The 17,040-nt window shown below is 70.0% G+C and carries 9 protein-coding genes; 5 read left to right on the top strand and 4 right to left on the bottom strand.

All coding sequences use genetic code 11. The features are described from left to right. Window positions 1-18: 18 nt before the first annotated feature. Together ACTJI8_RS19630 and ACTJI8_RS19625 are read right to left on the bottom strand one after the other, a co-directional pair. Window positions 19-2,262 (bottom strand): family 78 glycoside hydrolase catalytic domain, encoded by a 2,244-nt coding sequence (locus ACTJI8_RS19630; RefSeq protein ID WP_440735121.1) that lies wholly within the window; start codon window positions 2,260-2,262, stop codon window positions 19-21. Window positions 2,263-2,304: 42 nt separating this feature from the next. After that, window positions 2,305-3,612, bottom strand: coding sequence for an MFS transporter (locus ACTJI8_RS19625; RefSeq protein ID WP_440735120.1), 1,308 nt, complete (start codon window positions 3,610-3,612; stop codon window positions 2,305-2,307). Window positions 3,613-3,838: 226 nt separating this feature from the next. Between ACTJI8_RS19625 and ACTJI8_RS19620 the strand changes: the two genes are divergently transcribed. The 4 genes from ACTJI8_RS19620 (at window position 3,839) to ACTJI8_RS19605 (ending at window position 11,375) form a co-directional block, all read left to right on the top strand. Next, window positions 3,839-6,619: a family 78 glycoside hydrolase catalytic domain gene (locus ACTJI8_RS19620; protein WP_440735119.1), complete on the top strand. Its 2,781-nt coding sequence runs from the start codon at window positions 3,839-3,841 to the stop codon at window positions 6,617-6,619. Next, on the top strand, window positions 6,616-7,782 hold the full coding sequence (rhaI, locus tag ACTJI8_RS19615) for an L-rhamnose isomerase (RefSeq protein WP_440735118.1): 1,167 nt from the start codon (window positions 6,616-6,618) through the stop codon (window positions 7,780-7,782). The genes ACTJI8_RS19620 and rhaI overlap by 4 nt, the downstream gene beginning before the upstream one ends. Window positions 7,783-7,834: 52 nt before the next feature. After that, window positions 7,835-9,886, top strand: a complete 2,052-nt coding sequence (locus ACTJI8_RS19610) for a bifunctional aldolase/short-chain dehydrogenase (protein ID WP_440735117.1) — start codon at window positions 7,835-7,837, stop codon at window positions 9,884-9,886. 64 nt (window positions 9,887-9,950) lie between these two features. Further along, window positions 9,951-11,375: a rhamnulokinase gene (locus tag ACTJI8_RS19605; protein ID WP_440735116.1), complete on the top strand. Its 1,425-nt coding sequence runs from the start codon at window positions 9,951-9,953 to the stop codon at window positions 11,373-11,375. Window positions 11,376-11,464: 89 nt separating this feature from the next. Here ACTJI8_RS19605 and ACTJI8_RS19600 read toward each other — a convergent pair whose 3' ends face one another. Then, the gene (locus tag ACTJI8_RS19600) at window positions 11,465-12,232 is read right to left on the bottom strand and encodes a hypothetical protein (RefSeq protein WP_440735115.1); all 768 of its coding nucleotides are present in this window, start codon (window positions 12,230-12,232) and stop codon (window positions 11,465-11,467) included. Between the two features lie 95 nt (window positions 12,233-12,327). Here ACTJI8_RS19600 and ACTJI8_RS19595 point away from each other — a divergent pair, with 95 nt between their 5' ends. Then, entirely contained in the window at window positions 12,328-12,948 is a 621-nt protein-coding gene (locus tag ACTJI8_RS19595; protein ID WP_440735114.1) for a hypothetical protein, read from the top strand. 145 nt (window positions 12,949-13,093) lie between these two features. On the opposite strand, the gene rpoC is transcribed toward ACTJI8_RS19595, so the two are convergent. Continuing rightward, window positions 13,094-16,960 carry a DNA-directed RNA polymerase subunit beta' gene (rpoC, locus tag ACTJI8_RS19590; protein WP_440735113.1) on the bottom strand — a complete coding sequence of 1,289 codons (3,867 nt, stop codon included), beginning with the start codon at window positions 16,958-16,960 and terminating at the stop codon, window positions 13,094-13,096. Window positions 16,961-17,040: the final 80 nt, after the last annotated feature.

Below are 17,040 nucleotides of genomic sequence, written 5' to 3'. Positions count from 1 at the left end.
TCGGGGCGCGGCCGCACCTCACGCGACGAAGCGGTGCTCGCCTCCGACGACCTCATGCGCCGCCCCTCCCGGGAGCACGATCTCCGCGGGGACCCCGTCGGGGATCCGCACGTCGAGCACGAACGCCTCGTCCTCGGTGCTCCAGTGGGCGGCGATCTCGCCGGCCGCGGATTCGTACCGAGTGCGCGCCCAGGTGATGCCCGGGCCGGGGACCGGCTCGATGCGCACCTTGGCGTAGCCGGGCTCGGCGGGCCGGACTCCTCCGACGACCTGGTGGATCCAGTCGACGACCGCGCCGAGCGCATAGTGGTTGAAGCTCGTCATCTCACCCGGATTGATGGATCCGTCCGGCAGCATCGAGTCCCACCGCTCCCACACCGTCGTCGCACCCATCGTCACGGGGTAGAGCCACGAGGGGTTCTCCTTCTCCCGCAGCAGGCGGTACGCGTCCTCCACATGACCGGTGTCGGAGAGCGCCCAGGTGACGAACGGGGTGCCCGCGAAGCCGGTCGTGACCCGGTAGTCGCCGGCGCGCACGAGCTCGGCCAGCCGGTCGGCCGCCCTCTCGCGATCGACGTCGTCGAGGAGCCCGAAGCAGATCGCCAGGGCGTAGACCGTGACGCAGTCCGAGCGCACCCGGCCGTCCTCCACGTAGTGCTCCTGGAACGCGGCGCGCGTGCGCTCCGCGAGGGCCCGCCAGCGCTCCGCATCGACGGCCTTCCCGAGGATCTCCGCCGCCTCGGCGGCGAACGAGGCCGACCGGTACAGGCATGCGGTCGCGACGACGTACGGATCCGCCTTCGCCGCGGCCGGGTTCTCCGGGGGCGCATCCGGATCCAGCCAGTCGCCGAACTGGAAGCCCTCGTCCCACAGCCCGCTCGGCGAGAGCGCGCGCTCCACCGACTCGAGATGCAGCACCATCGCCGGGTAGTGCGCCGCCAGCCGATCGCGATCGCCGTAGGCCCACCACAGCGCCTCGGGCACCCACACTGCGGCATCGCCCCAGATGGCGGTCGCCCCGAGCGCGGGGAAGGCGAAGTCATCGCCGAAGTGCGCGTACTTGAGCACGTCCGGAACGACGATCGGAACGATCCCCGCGGGGGAATGACGGGTCTCCGCGTGCAGGTCCTCGAGCCAGTCGTGCAGGAAGTCGGCGGTGTCGAACTGGAACGAGGCCGAGGCCGCGTAGGCCGCGATGTCGCCCGTCCAGCCCAGCCGCTCATCGCGCTGCGGGCAGTCGGTGGGGACGCTGAGGAAGTTGCCCTTCTGCCCCCACACCGAGTTGCGCACGAGCTGGGTGACCAGCGGGTCCGAGCATTCGAAGGAGCCGAGCCGGCGCATCTCGGAGTGAACGACCACGGCCTCCAGATCCTCGGCGTGCAGCTCCCCGGGCCAGCCCGTGACCTCGACGTAGCGGAAGCCGTGGAAGGTGAGCGTGGGTTCGAACACGTCCTCGCCGCCGGAGAGCACGAACACGTCGGTGGCCTGCGCGGCGCGCAACGGACGCGTGCCGAGCTCGCCGTCCTCGAGCACCTCGGCATGCCGCAGCACGAGCTCGGCGCCCCTCGGCCCCTGCACTGTCACCCGCACCCAGCCCACCAGGTTCTGGCCAAAGTCGACGAGCGTGCGGCCCGATGGCGAGGCCCAGATGCGCTCCGGGTGCAGCGTCTCCTGTCTCTTCACGGGCGGACCCGCCTGCGCGACGAGCCGGGATCGGTCCACCTCGACCGTCTGAACGGCCAGCGCCTCCCCCGGAACGCCACGAAGGCGCGCATCGATGGTCTCGCCGTTGTAGAGCGAGTTGCGCAGCACCTCGGAGGTCTCGGCCGTCCATTCCGGATCGGTCGCGACGGTCTGAACGGTGCCGTCGTCGAAGACGAGCTCCAGGGCGAGCGCCACGGCGATCTCCTCCCCGTAGTTCGCATTCGCGCCCTCGAACCCGAGATCGCCGCGATACCAGCCGTTGCCCAGCAGAACCTCGAGGGAGAGATCCCCGGATCCGCCGCGCACCGCCTCCGTCACATCCCAGCTCTGGAACGGGAGTCGCCACTCGTACGCGTTCCAGCCCGGGTCGAGCACCGAGTCCGAGACCGGTGCACCGTCGAGCCGCGCTTCATACACGCCCAGCGCCGTGGCGCTGAGACGTGCGGAGGCGACCGCGTCGCGCGGCTGGGCGGGAGCAACGGCCCGCTGGATGCGGATCGCGGCCTCGCGCGGAGCCCCCGCGGTGAGGAAGTCGGCCTGGTGGAGTGGGGTGTGCATCTCGGTCCTTCCGGATCGTGGTCAGGCGTGTGGTCGAAGGGGTCAGGACTCGATCGGCGCGGCGGCCTCGGCTTCCGCCTCGACGACGACGGTCAGCAGCGACTCCGTGACGAACTGGCTCTCGCCCGCGTGACGGAAGGCGAACCAGGCCACGACGAGGCCGATGGCCACGACCCCGCTGAGCACGGCGTACAGTCCCTGCGGGCTGACGGCGATGAGGGCGGGGGTGACGAAGGCGAGCAGTGCCGCGACGACCCGGGCGATCGCGATGACGGCGCCCTGCGCCGTCGTGCGCAGCAGGGTCGGGAACGACTCCTGCGTCCACACCTTCATGATGCCCTCGAACGCGAAGGCGCCGCCGATGCCCATGAACAGGTTCATGGCGATGATCGTGGGCAGGCTGAAGCCGAGGACCGCGGGCGTCAGATACCCGAGAAGGAGCACGACCGCTCCGAAGACGAAGTAGGTCATCCGGTGCTTGCCGTCGACGATGCGCATGAACCAGAGGCCTGCGAGCAGACCGATCGGGAACGACGCCAGACCGATCGCGGAGTTCAGCTGGACGGGGATGCCCGCGACGTTGACCGCCAGGTAGGTGCCGAACTGGCCACCGGTGTTGGCGCCGACGTTGGTGAGCGCGTAGAAGATCAGCAGTGCGACGAACGGGCCGGCATAGGGCTTGCGCAGCAGGTCGCGCACCGAGGCGCGGTCGGCCCGCACGGTCACGACACCACGACGACGCTCATCGCGCGCCGCCAGCCAGAACGGCGACTCCGGGATCGTGAGTCGGGCGAGGAAGACGAGTGCGGCGACGATCCCGACCTGGCCGAACAGCAGCTGACCGCCGAGGCGCCCGAGACCGCCGGCGAACGTCGCGATCACGATCGTCCCGAGGATCCCGACGACCCAGAGGATGTTGGAGAACCCGATGATCGCACCGCGGTTCTTCTCCGTGGCGGCCTCCGAGATGGTCGAGAGCGACACGGGCAGATCGGCGCCGGTTCCGAGGCCCGCGAGGACGACGCCGGCGAGCAGCGCGGGGAACGACGCCCCGAACACCAGCAGGGCGATGCCGACGATCACGATCAGCATCGTGACGAGGAAGACGGTGCGCCGGCCGAGCGCGTCACCGAGCCGGCCGCCGAAGATCGCGCCGATCGCGATGGAGAGCGTGAGCATTCCGGACAGGATGCCGATCTGATCCGGGGTGATGCCGATCGTGTGCTGATAGATCACGAGGGCGATGCCCGTCGAGACGATCGTGGCGGCATCGATGTACGACGCCATACCGCACACGATGCCGACCCACCAGGGGTTCGGGCGGCGGACGGCGGGGGCTGCGACGGTCATGGTTCTCCTTTGAACGTGAGCGATGCGGAATGCGGCGGCCGGGCAGGCGCTGCGGATCCGGGGTGCTTGCACGCTAGCAAGCTTTGAATCGATTCACAAGCCCGACACCGGATCCGATTCGCAGGGGCGTTCTCGGCGCGGATATGGGTAGCTTGACGACTCGGTGGCGAGGTCGTATCGTCAAATTCAGCGTTTTGAATCGATTCAGAGCAAAGGAGCCCCGTCGATGCCACTCGTCCTCTCCGACCTCCGCGCAGATCACCTCGAGAACCCGCTCGCACTGCGCCGCGCCGCCCCGCGGCTCACCTGGCGGGTGCGTGCGGAGGATGCGGGTTCCGCGCCCCGCGCGCACCGGATCCGCATCACGTCCGCCGACGGCGAGCTCGCGCATGACTCCGGATGGATCGACTCGGACGCGACCGCGCTCGAACCCGTCGACTTCGCGGGCACCCCGGGCGCGGACTACCGCTGGCAGCTCACCGTGCGCGATGCCGGCGGCGGCGTGGTCGAAGCGTCCGCCGGCTTCGGCATCGGCCTCGCGGAGTGGGATGCGCCGTGGGCCGAGCCCGAGCAGGAGCGCGTGCTCGCCGAGGGGCCGCTCGCGATCGGTCCGGAGACGTTCGCCCCTGCCGAGGATGCGACCCCGCCCGGCGAGCGCCTGCACCCGCCACGGCATCTGCGTCAGGAGTTCGATCTGCCCGCCGCGCCGGTGTCGGCACGTCTGCGGATCAGCAGCCAGGGCGTGCACCAGCCGTCGCTCAACGGCCGGCCGGTCGGGGACGGGCTGCTGGCACCGGGCTACGAGAGCTATCAGCACGAGATCTCCGTGATGACGCACGATGTCACCTCGCTGCTGGGCGAAGGCGCCAACGTGCTCGGCGTGATCCTGGGCGACGGCTGGTACGCCGGGCGGATCTCCATCCTCGGGCGCAGCGCCCAGTACGGCGACATCCTCCGCGCCACCTGGCGGCTGGAGATCGACCTCCCCGACGGCACCCGGCGCGTGATCCGCCCGGATGCGTCGGTGCGCAGCTCGCGCGGCCCGATCGACTGGTCGGACATCTTCATCGGCGAGCGCCACGACGCCCGCGCGGAGATGCCCGGCTGGGACGCCCCGCCGGCCGGTGCCGAGCTCGTCGGGACGTGGACGCCGTGCGCGCTCGTCCCCGTCGCCGTGCCTCTGGTGCCCTTCGTGGGCGAGCCGATCCGCCGCGTGCGCGAGCTCCCGGCGCAGCGCGTGCTGACCACTCCCACGGGCGAGACCGTGATCGACTTCGGCCAGGTCATGGCCGGCCGGGTGCGCATGCGGGTCCGCGGCGAGCGCGGCACCGTTGTCCGCCTCGAGCATGCCGAGGTGGTCGATGCGGAGGGCAACTTCCTCGACAACATCATCGGGGTGAACAAGGACCAGGCCGACGAGTACGTGCTGGCCGGCCACCCGGACGGCGAGGAATGGGAGCCGCTGCTCACCTTCCACGGGTTCCGCTACGTCAAGCTGATCGGATACCCCAGCACGCCTCTGCCCGAGGACTTCACGGCCGTCGTCATCGCCAACGACCTCGATCAGACCGCCTCGTTCTCGTCGTCCCACCCGCGCCTCGATCGCCTGGTGCAGAACACCGTGTGGTCGCAGCGCTCCAACTTTCTCGCGGTGCCGACCGACTGCCCGCAGCGCGAGCGCGCCGGATGGACCGGCGACCTGCAGATCTTCACGCCGACCGCGGCGACCCTCATGGGCGTCGCCTCGTTCCTCGACCGCTGGCTGCGCAACGTCCGCGTCGACCAGGCTGCTCACGACGGCATCGTGCCGATCATCGTGCCGATGCCTCCTGCACTGGACGCTCCGGGCCTCCTGGGCGACGGCGTGGGCGACATCAGCGACTCGGCCGGCTGGAGCGACGCGATCACGATCGCCCCCTGGGAGCTGTACCGCCATTACGGGGATCCTCGCTTCCTGCGCGACAACATCGACGCGATGCGCGCCTGGGTGGAGCACCAGACGGCCGACGCCGCCGCCGCGCTGCCGGCGCACCTGGATCCGGCGACGCTCTCCGCGGAGCGCCTGGCCCGGCAGCGGCTGCTCTGGAACGGGCGCATGAACTTCGGCGACTGGCTCGCGCCGTCGACCCTGGACGGATCCCGTCCCGAGTCGGAAGGCCTCGATGAGTTCGCGGCCATCATGCTCGCACCGCAGCTGACGGCCGAACTCACGGGGCCGCTGTTCCAGATCCGCTCCCTGGATCTGTACGCCGCCTCGGCCGAGGCGCTCGGAGATGCCGCGACCGCCGCGCAGGCGCGTGAGCACGCGGCGGCGGTGCGCGCCGCCTTCGCCGCCGAGTACGTGGGCGACGACGGCCGGATCGGGCCGGACATGCAGGGCATCGCCGTGCTCGCCCTCGCGTTCGACGCCGTGCCCGATGACCTCCGCCCGCGCGTCGTCGCCCGGCTCGTCGAGCTCGTGCACGAGGCGGGGGTACATCTGGACACCGGCTTCGTCTCCGTCCCGTTCCTGCTCGACGTGCTGTGGGACGAGGGGCACGCCGACCTCGCACGGGCACTGCTGGTGCAGGACACGGCACCCTCCTGGCTGTACGAGGTCGACCACGGCGCCACCACCATCTGGGAGGCGTGGAAAGCCGTGCACGAGGACGGCACGGTCGAGCGGATGTCGATGAACCACTACGCCTTCGGCTGCGTCGTCGACTGGATGATGCGCCGCGTCGCGGGGATCGAGCTCATCGAGCCCGGGTATCGCCGCACCCGCATCGCCCCCGACCTCGACGGCGTACTCGATCACTGCCGGGCGCACGTGGACGCCCCCGCCGGGCGGATCGCGGTGGACTGGCGGCGCGACGCCGCCGGCGCAGATCTCACGGTCGAGGTCCCGTTCGGAGTCACGGCCGACATCGCCCTTGCCCCGGGCTGGATCCTGGAAGGACCCACCGAGCTCACCCCTGGCACGCACACCCTCCGCGCCACCCGCATCGAAGAAAGCACCGCATCATGACCACGCTCTCCCCAGTGATCCTCGCCGAACTCGAGAAGCAGGCGATCGAGCTGCCCAGCTGGGCGTTCGGCAACTCCGGCACCCGCTTCCGCGTGTTCGGCACCCCGGGCACGCCGCGCGACCCGTTCGAGAAGATCGCCGACGCCGCCCAGGTGCACGCGCACACGGCGCTCGCGCCGACCGTGGCCCTGCACATCCCGTGGGATCTGGTGGACTCGTTCGAGGACCTGCGTCGGCACGCGGAGGACCACGGCGTCGCCCTGGGCACGGTCAACTCCAACACGTTCCAGGACGAGGACTACAAGTTCGGCGCCCTCGCGCACGAGGACGACCGGATCCGGCAGAAGGCGATCGACCACCACCTCGCCTGCATCGACGTGATGCACGCGGCCGGATCCCGGGATCTGAAGATCTGGCTCGCCGAGGGATCCAACTACCCCGGCCAGAACGACATGCGCTCCCGGCAGGACCGCCTGCAGGATTCGCTGCAGCAGATCTACGCGCGGCTCGGCGCCGAGCAGCGTCTGGTCCTGGAGTACAAGTTCTTCGAGCCGTCGTTCTACCACACCGACGTGCCCGACTGGGGGACCAGCTACGCGCAGGTGTCCGCCCTCGGCGAGCGGGCGATGGTGTGCCTGGACACCGGGCACCACGCCCCCGGCACCAACATCGAGTTCATCGTGATGCAGCTGCTGCGCCTCGGCAAGCTCGGCTCGTTCGATTTCAACTCGCGCTTCTACGCCGACGACGACCTCATCGTAGGGGCGGCGGATCCGTTCCAGCTGTTCCGCATCCTCGCCGAGGTGATCCGCGGCGGTGGCCTGAACAACCCCGACGTCGCGTTCATGCTCGACCAGTGCCACAACATCGAGGCGAAGATCCCCGGACAGATCCGCTCGGTGCTGAACGTGCAGGAGATGACGGCACGCGCCCTGCTGATCGACCGCGAGGCGCTGGCCGAAGCCCAGCGCGCGAACGACGTGCTGGCCGCGAACGCCGTGCTCATGGACGCGTTCTACACGGACGTCCGTCCTGCCCTCGCCGCCTGGCGCGAAGACCGCGGCCTGCCCGCAGACCCGATGGCGGCCTTCGGAGCCTCGGGCTATCTCGAGAAGATCGCCGCCGAACGCGTCGGCGGCGCCCAGGCCGGCTGGGGCGCCTGAGCGCACCCTCCCCCGCTGCATCCCGAACGATCACCGCTACCAAGGAACCGACATGACCACCCCCACCGCCGCCGCACTCATCGAGCGCAGCAACCGCCTGGGCGCCGACCCGAAGAACACGAACTACGCGGGTGGGAACACCTCCGCGAAGGGCACCGACACGGATCCCGTCACGGGGCAGCCCGTCGAGCTCCTGTGGGTGAAGGGCTCGGGCGGCGACCTGGGCACCCTCACCGAGCAGGGCCTGGCCGTGCTGCGCCTGGACCGCCTGCGTGCACTGCAGGATGTGTACCCCGGCGTTGAGCGCGAGGACGAGATGGTCGCCGCGTTCGACTACTGCCTGCACGGCAGGGGCGGGGCGGCCCCGTCGATCGACACCGCGATGCACGGGCTCGTCGACGCCGTGCACGTGGACCATCTGCACCCCGACAGCGGCATCGCGATCGCGACCGCGGCCGATGGGGAGGCGCTGACCGCGGAGATCTTCGGCGATGTTGCAGGGCGACAGCGTGTCGCGTGGGTGCCGTGGCGGCGCCCTGGATTCCAGCTCGGCCTGGACATCGCACGGATCAAGGCCGAGAACCCCGACGCGATCGGCTGCATCCTGGGCGGGCACGGCATCACCGCGTGGGGCGACACGTCCGAGGAGGCCGAGGCGAACTCGCTCTGGATCATCGAGACCGCCGCCGCCCACATCGCCGAGCACGGCAAGGCGGAGCCGTTCGGCGGCGTCCGGGCCGGGTTCGAGGCGCTTCCCGAACACGAGCGCCGCGAGCGCGCCGCCGCCCTCGCCGGCACGATCCGCGGCATCGCCTCGACCGACAGGCCCATGGTCGGCCACTTCACCGACGCCGAGGCGGTGCTCGACTTCCTCGCCTCCGAGAAGGCGCCGGCCCTCGCCGCGCTCGGCACCAGCTGCCCCGACCACTTCCTGCGCACCAAGGTGAAGCCGCTCATCCTCGACCTTCCCGCGACCGCCACTGCCGCGGAGCAGATCGCACGCCTGCACGAACTGCACGCCGCGTACCGCGCGGACTACCAGGCCTACTACGACGCGCACGCGACCGCCTCCTCGCCCGCGATCCGGGGCGCGGACCCGCTCATCGTGCTCGTCCCCGGTGTGGGCATGTTCTCCTACGGCGCGAACAAGCAGACCGCGCGGGTGGCCGGCGAGTTCTACGTCAACGCGATCAACGTGATGCGCGGCGCCGAGGCGCTGTCGACGTACTCCCCCATCTCCGACGCGGAGAAGTTCCGCATCGAGTACTGGGCGCTCGAGGAGGCCAAGCTGCAGCGGATGCCGAAGCCGAAGTCCCACCAGGGCCGGATCGCGTTCGTGACCGGAGCCGCGTCCGGCATCGGCAAGGCCATCGCCACCCGTCTCGCGGCGGAGGGCGCCTGCGTGGTCGTCGCCGACCTCGACCTCGAGAAGGCCCGGGCCGCGGCCGCCGAGCTCGGCAACACCGACGTCGCGATCGGCGTCGCGGCGAACGTCGCCGACGCCGACGCCGTGCGGGCCGCTCTCGACGAGGCCGTGCTCGCGTTCGGCGGCGTCGACCTCGTCGTCAACAATGCGGGACTCTCGCTCTCCAAGCCGCTGCTGGAGACCACGGAGAAGGACTGGGATCTGCAGCACGACGTGATGGCGAAGGGATCCTTCCTCGTCTCGCAGGCCGCCGCGAAGATCCTCATCGATCAGAAGCTCGGTGGAGACATCGTCTACATCTCCTCCAAGAACAGCGTGTTCGCCGGCCCCAACAACATCGCCTACTCCGCAACGAAGGCCGACCAGGCCCACCAGGTGCGACTGCTGGCGGTCGAGCTCGGCGAGCACGGCGTGCGGGTGAACGGCATCAACCCCGACGGCGTGGTGCGCGGATCCGGCATCTTCGCCTCCGGGTGGGGCGCGAACCGGGCCGCCACCTACGGCGTCGCCGAGGAGGACCTCGGTCAGTTCTACGCCAACCGCACGATCCTCAAGCGCGAGGTCGTTCCGGAGAACGTCGCGGACGCCGTCTACGTGCTCACCGGCCCCGAGCTCAGCCGCACCACCGGCCTGCACATCCCCGTCGACTCCGGCGTCGCGGCCGCGTTCCTGCGATGACCGCGTCGCAGCTCGTCCGCGGCCTGCGGACGCGCACGGCTCGTCGAGTGCAGGGGCCGGCCCTGTGAACGCCGCGCACCGCCCGCGCGCCTTCGCCGCGGTCGATCTCGGGGCCACCAGCGGGCGGGTGATGATCGGCCGCGTCGGGACGGACGTGCTCGAGCTCGAGCAGGTCGCGCGCTTCCCGAACGGGCCCGTGCGGCGCGCGGACGGTCTGCACTGGGACTTCGAGGTGCTCGTGGATCATGTCATCGCGGGTCTCGCCGAAGCGGTACGTCGCGAGCCCGCGATCGAGAGCATCGGCATCGACACCTGGGCGGTCGATTATGGCCTGCTGCGCGGCGACGCGCTGCTGGCCGAGCCGTTCCACTATCGCGACGAGCGCGGCGCGCGCGGGGCCGACCTCGTGCACGCGCGCGTGCCGTTCGCCGAGCTGTACCCCCGCAACGGCCTTCAGTTCCTCCCCTTCACCTCCCTGTACCAGCTCGCCGCCGACGAGCGCGCCGCCGAGGCGGAGACCCTGCTGCTCATCCCCGACCTCCTCGCGCATCGTCTGACGGGCGCCAGGGTCGCCGAGCGGACGAACGCCTCCACGACGGGGCTGCTCGGCGTGCACGGCCGGGAGTGGGATCTCGCGCTCGCGGAAGGGATCGGCATCCGTCCGGCGCTGCTGCCGCCGCTGGTCGATCCTGGCGCGCGGATCGGACGGTTGCTCCCCGCCATCGCCGCGCGGATCGGCGCGGATCTGCCCGTCGTCGCGGTCGGCTCGCACGACACCGCCTCGGCGGTCGCCGCCGCGCCCCTCGCCTCCCCATCCACGGCGTACATCTCCTGCGGCACCTGGGGGCTGGTCGGGCTCGAAACCACCGAGCCGGTGCTCACCGACGCCGCACGCGATGCCGGTTTCACGCACGAGCTCGGCGTCGACGGGCGGATCCGCTTCCTGCACAACGTCACAGGACTGTGGCTGCTCAGCGAGACCGTGCGCTCCTGGGAGGGCGAAGACGGCGCGCCGATCGATCTGCCCGCGCTGCTCGACGCCGCCGCCGCGGGTCCGGAGGTGCCGCTGTTCGACGCCAACGACCCGTCGCTGAGCAGTCCGGGCGACATGCCCGCGTGCATTGCGGCAGTCGTGCGTGCGACGGGAGCGGAGCCGCCATCCGAACGGGCGGAGTTCGTGCGCATGATCGTCGAATCGATCGCGCAGGCGTTCGCGGACGCCGTATCGACGGCATCCGCGCTCAGCGGCACGGCGATCGAGGCGATCGACCTCATCGGGGGCGGGTCCCTCAATCAGCTTCTCTGCCAGGCGACGGCCGACCGCACGAGGCTTCCGGTGCTGGCCGGCCCCGTAGAGGCCACCGCTCTCGGGAACGTGCTCGTACAGGCGCGCGCGGCCGGGGCGTTCGGCGCCGATGCCTCCCTCGAAGCGCTGCGGGGACTCGTACGCCGCACGCACCCGCCGACGCACTGGGCACCCCGCGGCTGACCGGATCGGGCTCTGCGCCTCACACGCGTCCGGTCACCGCCGACGCGCACCCGCGGTCGATCACCCGGCCCCCGGGAGCATCGGCGAGGTCAGGTCGCGACGCGCGCGATCCGGGCCTCGAGGCCGCGCCAGTCGGGCGCCGGTGCGTGCGCAGCGGGCGGCGCGGGCAGGAGCTGGACCCGGGAGTGACGGTACGTCCCCGCGACGATCGGCGCGGGCAGGAGCAACGGGCGCCCCGGAGCCTCGACACCCGCCGGATTCTCCGCCGAGGCATCGGCGGGTGAACCATCGGCGTGCGCATCGCCGGAGGCCCCGTGGCCACCCGCCGCTTCGGCCTGCTCCGACGATGCGGCACCGGCCGCCTCCTCGACCGCGTCGCCCTCCCGCAGCACCGACTCCTGCGGGAGCGACGCCGGCGCGGCGACGGCAAGCCCAAGGGCCTCCAGCACCTCGTCGCGAGCCTCGGCGACCGTCGTGATCGCACGATCGCGGAGATCCACGATCACGTCGGCCTCGGTCTGCGCGGCCAGCGACCGGCGCGTGTCGGGGAACGCACCGTCGCCCCGGCGCAGCTCGATCTCGGCGCCTGCGCGGTCCCGCACAATCGAACGGCGCAGGGTGCCCTCGGGCGCGGGAACGGGGACGAGGCGGATCCCGCGATCATGCAGGGCGGTGCGAACCCGTTCTCCGTCGGCGTCGTCTCCGAGCGGCGTCACGACGGTCACGACGAGGCCGTGGCCGCGCAGGGCCGTCGCGAGCTCCACGGCGTCGCCGGTCACGCTCTCACGCATCCCGCCCGGGTCACGGATCTCGTCGACCCACGCCTCTCCCAGGATCACCACCCGCTGCTCGGCCATGCCGCCCCCTTCCCTGCGGAGTCGCTCCGCAGGTCTCCCCAGGCTACTCCGGAGCGCCGCCCGGACCCGCGAAGCCCTGGCCCTATCCTGACGCCATGAAGACACGCAGCGTCGCGGTCGCCCTCGCCGCCCTCGCCCTCGTCGCCGCGCTGGCCGCGTGCACCCCGACGACCCCTGGCACGACCTCGAGCCCGTCCGCCTCCGCGGGCGGCACCGCGGCCGGATCGGATCCGGCGCACCCGACGAAGAGCCCCTCCCCCGGCACCAGTGCCTCACCCACGCCCAGCCCGACGTCGACGCCGATCGCCCTGCCGACCGACTGCAAGGCGATCCTGTCCGCCGATGTGCTCTCGCAGCTCGGCGACACCCCGTTGAACTCCCCCGTGTACGGGCCGAGCGGCGTCCAGTCCGACGGCAGCCTGATCTGCATCTGGGCGGATCCGAAGGCCGACACCACGAACATCACCACCACGATCTCGCGCAAGTACCGCGGTGAGGCCTTGGACACGCTGAACGGTCTCGTCAAGACCGACGGCTTCAGCTGCTACACACCGGACAAGGGCACGCGCTGCGAGAAGGAATGGGCGGATCCCAAGTACCCCGTCACCGACGGGCGCACCCTGTTCTGGCGCGATGACGTGCTCATCGACACGCGGTACTCCAACCTCTCCCCGAACGGGTACACGTCGAGCATCGTGGCGAGCATCTTCCACTGATCGACGCATCCGGATCCGGAAACGCGAAGACCCCCGGATCCATGTGGATCCGGGGGTCTTCGTCATTCGATCAGTCGTCACTCCGTTGAGTCGCGACTTCAATCGGCTCGGCCGAGCGAGCACGCTCGCTCGGCTCTCGCCTCAATCAGTTGTAGGTGCCGGGGGTGATGTCGTCGGTCGAGAACGCGTCGAAGTCGACGTAACCGAAGTCGCCCTCGGCGTACGCGCCGTCGGATGCGAAGATCCGGTTCGGGTAGCGCTCGCTCTTGGCCTCCTCGGTCGCCTCCACCGTGATGTCGCGGTAGCGGCGCAGGCCGGTCCCCGCGGGGATCAGTTTTCCGATGATGACGTTCTCCTTGAGGCCGACCAGCGGGTCGCTCTTGCCCTCCATGGCGGCCTGCGTGAGCACGCGGGTCGTCTCCTGGAAGGACGCGGCCGACAGCCACGACTCGGTCGCGAGCGACGCCTTCGTGATACCCATCAGCTCCGGACGGCCGGACGCGGGGCGCTTGCCCGCGGCCACGGTCGCACGGTTGACGTCCTGGTACCGACGCGCGTCGAGCATCTCACCGGGCAGCAGACCGGTGTCGCCGTGGTCGACCACGGTGACCTTCCGGAGCATCTGGCGCACGATGACCTCGATGTGCTTGTCGTGGATCGGCACACCCTGGGAGCGGTACACGTCCTGCACGCCGCTGACGAGGTAGCGCTGCACCTCGCGGGCGCCCATGACGCGCATGACCTCCTTGGGGTCGAGGGTACCGACCTGCAGCGGGTCGCCGACCGAGACGTGCTGGCCGTCCTCGACGAGAAGCGTCGCACGCTTCAGCACCGGGTAGACCACTTCCTCGTCGCCGTTGTCGGGCGTGAGGATGACCTTCTTCGACTTGTCGGTCTCCTCGATCGTGATGCGGCCGTCGGCCTCGGCGATCGGGGTGGCGCCCTTCGGGGTACGGGCCTCGAAGAGCTCCTGCACACGGGGCAGACCCTGGGTGATGTCACCGGCCGAAGCGAGGTGGAAGGTACGCATCGTCAGCTGGGTACCGGGCTCACCGATCGACTGGGCCGCGATGATGCCGACAGCCTCGCCGATGTCCACCGTCTTGCCGGTGGCGAGCGAGCGGCCGTAGCACTGCGCGCAGACGCCGACAGCCGAATCGCAGGTCAGCACGGAGCGGACCTTGATCGACTCCACGCCCGCCGCGACGAGCTTGTCGATGAGCACGTCGCCGACGTCCTCACCGGCCGTCGCGACGACCTCTCCGGCCGCGTTCACGACGTCGGAGGCGAGCGTACGGGCGAACACGGAGTTCTCCACGTTCGCGTCGCGCACCAGCTCGCCGGCGCTGTTCGGCGCGGCGATCGGCAGCTCCAGGCCCTTCGACGTGCCGCAGTCGTCCTCACGGATGATGACGTCCTGCGAGACGTCGACCAGACGACGGGTCAGGTAGCCCGAGTCGGCCGTACGCAGAGCGGTGTCGGCGAGACCCTTACGGGTACCGTGCGTGGCGATGAAGTACTCCGCCACCGACAGGCCCTCGCGGTACGAGGAGATGATCGGACGCGGGATGAACTCACCCTTGGTGTTGTTCACCAGACCACGCATACCGGCGATGTTACGGATCTGCAGCCAGTTACCACGCGCTCCCGACGACACCATGCGGTTGATGGTGTTGTCCTCAGGGAAGTTCGCCTGCATCTCGGCCTGGACCTCGTTGGTCGCCTTCGTCCAGAGCTCGACGAGCTCCTGACGACGCTCGGCGTCGGTGGTCAGACCCTTGTCGTACTGCGCCTGGATCTTCTCGGCCTGCTTCTCGTAGCCCGCGACGATCTCCGCCTTGTTCGGCGGGGTGATGACGTCACTGAGCGCGACGGTCACACCCGAACGCGTGGCCCAGTAGAAGCCGGCGTCCTTGATGCGGTCCAGGGACGCGGCGGTCTCGACCTTCGGGTACTCCTCGGCGAGCTTGTTGACGATCTGCGAGAGCTTGCCCTTGTCGGCGACCTCGCGCACGAACGGGTAGCCCTTGGGCAGGGTGTCGTTGAAGATCGCCTGGCCGAGCGATGCGTCCACGAGGCCGTGGCTCGCATAGCCCTCGGGGGCCTCGCCCTCGAGGAAGGTCAGACCCGGGATGCGGATGCGGACCTTGGCCTGCAGGTCGAGGGTGCCCTCGTCCTTGGCCAGGATCGCCTCGCCCACGGAGCCGAACGCACGACCCTCGCCGAGCGCACCGCTCTTGACCGTGGTCAGGTGGTGCAGGCCGATGATCATGTCCTGTGAGGGCAGGGTGACGGGGCGGCCGTCGGACGGCTTGAGGATGTTGTTCGAGGCGAGCATCAGCACGCGGGCCTCGGCCTGGGCCTCGACCGACAGCGGCAGGTGCACCGCCATCTGGTCACCGTCGAAGTCGGCGTTGAACGCCGCGCAGACGAGCGGGTGCAGCTGGATGGCCTTGCCCTCGACGAGCTGCGGCTCGAAGGCCTGGATGCCCAGGCGGTGCAGCGTGGGGGCGCGGTTCAGCAGCACGGGGCGCTCGCGGATGATCTCCTCGAGCACGTCCCAGACCTCGGGGCGCATGCGCTCGACGGCGCGCTTGGCCGCCTTGATGTTCTGGGAGTGCCCCAGGTCGATCAGGCGCTTGATCACGAACGGCTTGAACAGCTCGATCGCCATCGTCTTCGGCAGACCGCACTGGTGCAGCTTGAGCTGCGGGCCGACGATGATGACCGAACGGCCCGAGTAGTCCACGCGCTTGCCGAGCAGGTTCTGGCGGAAGCGACCCTGCTTGCCCTTCAGCATGTCGCTGAGGGACTTCAGGGCGCGGTTGCCGGTGCCGGTGACGGGACGACCGCGGCGGCCGTTGTCGAACAGCGCGTCGACGGCCTCCTGCAGCATCCGCTTCTCGTTGTTGACGATGATCTCGGGGGCGCCGAGGTCGATCAGACGACGAAGACGGTTGTTGCGGTTGATCACGCGGCGGTACAGGTCGTTCAGGTCGCTGGTCGCGAAGCGGCCACCGTCCAGCTGCACCATCGGGCGCAGCTCCGGCGGGATCACCGGCACGACGTCGAGCACCATGGCGGCCGGGCTCATGCCGGTCTCCAGGAACGAGTTCACGACCTTGAGGCGCTTGATCGCGCGGATCTTGCGCTGACCCTTGCCCTCGGAGATCTGCAGGTGCAGCTTCTCCGACTCGGCGGCGAGGTCGAAGGCCGCGAGGCGACGCTGGATCGCCTCGGCGCCCATGTGCGCCTCGAAGTACTGGCCGAACCGGTCCTGCAGCTCGTGGAACACGTCGTCCTCAGGACGCAGGGCTCCGACCTCGAGGGTGCGGAAGTCCTCCCACACGCGCTCGAGCTTGACGATCGCCTCGTCAGCGCCCTTGCGGATCAGGGACATCTCCTTCTCGGCGGCGTCCTTGACCTTCTTCTTGGCGTCGGCCTTGGCACCCTCGGCCTCGAGGGCCGCGAGCTCCTCCTCCAGCTTGGCCAGGCGCTCCGCGATCTTGGCGTCGCGGCGGTCGCCGAGCGTCTTCAGCTCGAGGCGGATGTTGTTCTCCTGGGTCGCCAGGTCGCGGTGACGCGCGTCCTCGTCGACCGAGATGACCATGTACGCGGCGAAGTAGATGACCTTCTCGAGGTCCTTCGGCGCCATGTCCAGCAGGTAGCCGAGGCGCGAGGGCACGCCCTTGAAGTACCAGATGTGGGTGACGGGTGCGGCGAGCTCGATGTGGCCCATGCGCTCACGACGGACGGAGCTCTTGGTGACCTCCACGCCGCAGCGCTCGCAGACGATGCCCTTGAAGCGGACACGCTTGTACTTGCCGCAGGCGCACTCCCAGTCGCGGGAGGGGCCGAAGATCTGCTCGCCGAAGAGGCCGTCCTTCTCCGGCTTCAGCGTGCGGTAGTTGATGGTCTCGGGCTTCTTGACCTCACCGTACGACCACTTGCGGATGTCGTCTGCGGTGGCGAGGCCGATGCGAAGCTCATCGAAGGTTGTTGCGTCGAGCACTAGTTCTCCTGTGTCGAAATTCTCTTAAGAAAAAGTCAGGGCCTCGGGGGATCAGGAACGGATCCGGATCCCCCGAATGC

The organism is Microbacterium sp. 22303 (assembly GCF_052045265.1).
In the GTDB taxonomy this organism is placed as follows: domain Bacteria; phylum Actinomycetota; class Actinomycetes; order Actinomycetales; family Microbacteriaceae; genus Microbacterium.
The sequence above is the reverse complement of the archived record's forward strand: the minus strand, read 5'-3'. Positions and strand labels throughout refer to the sequence as shown.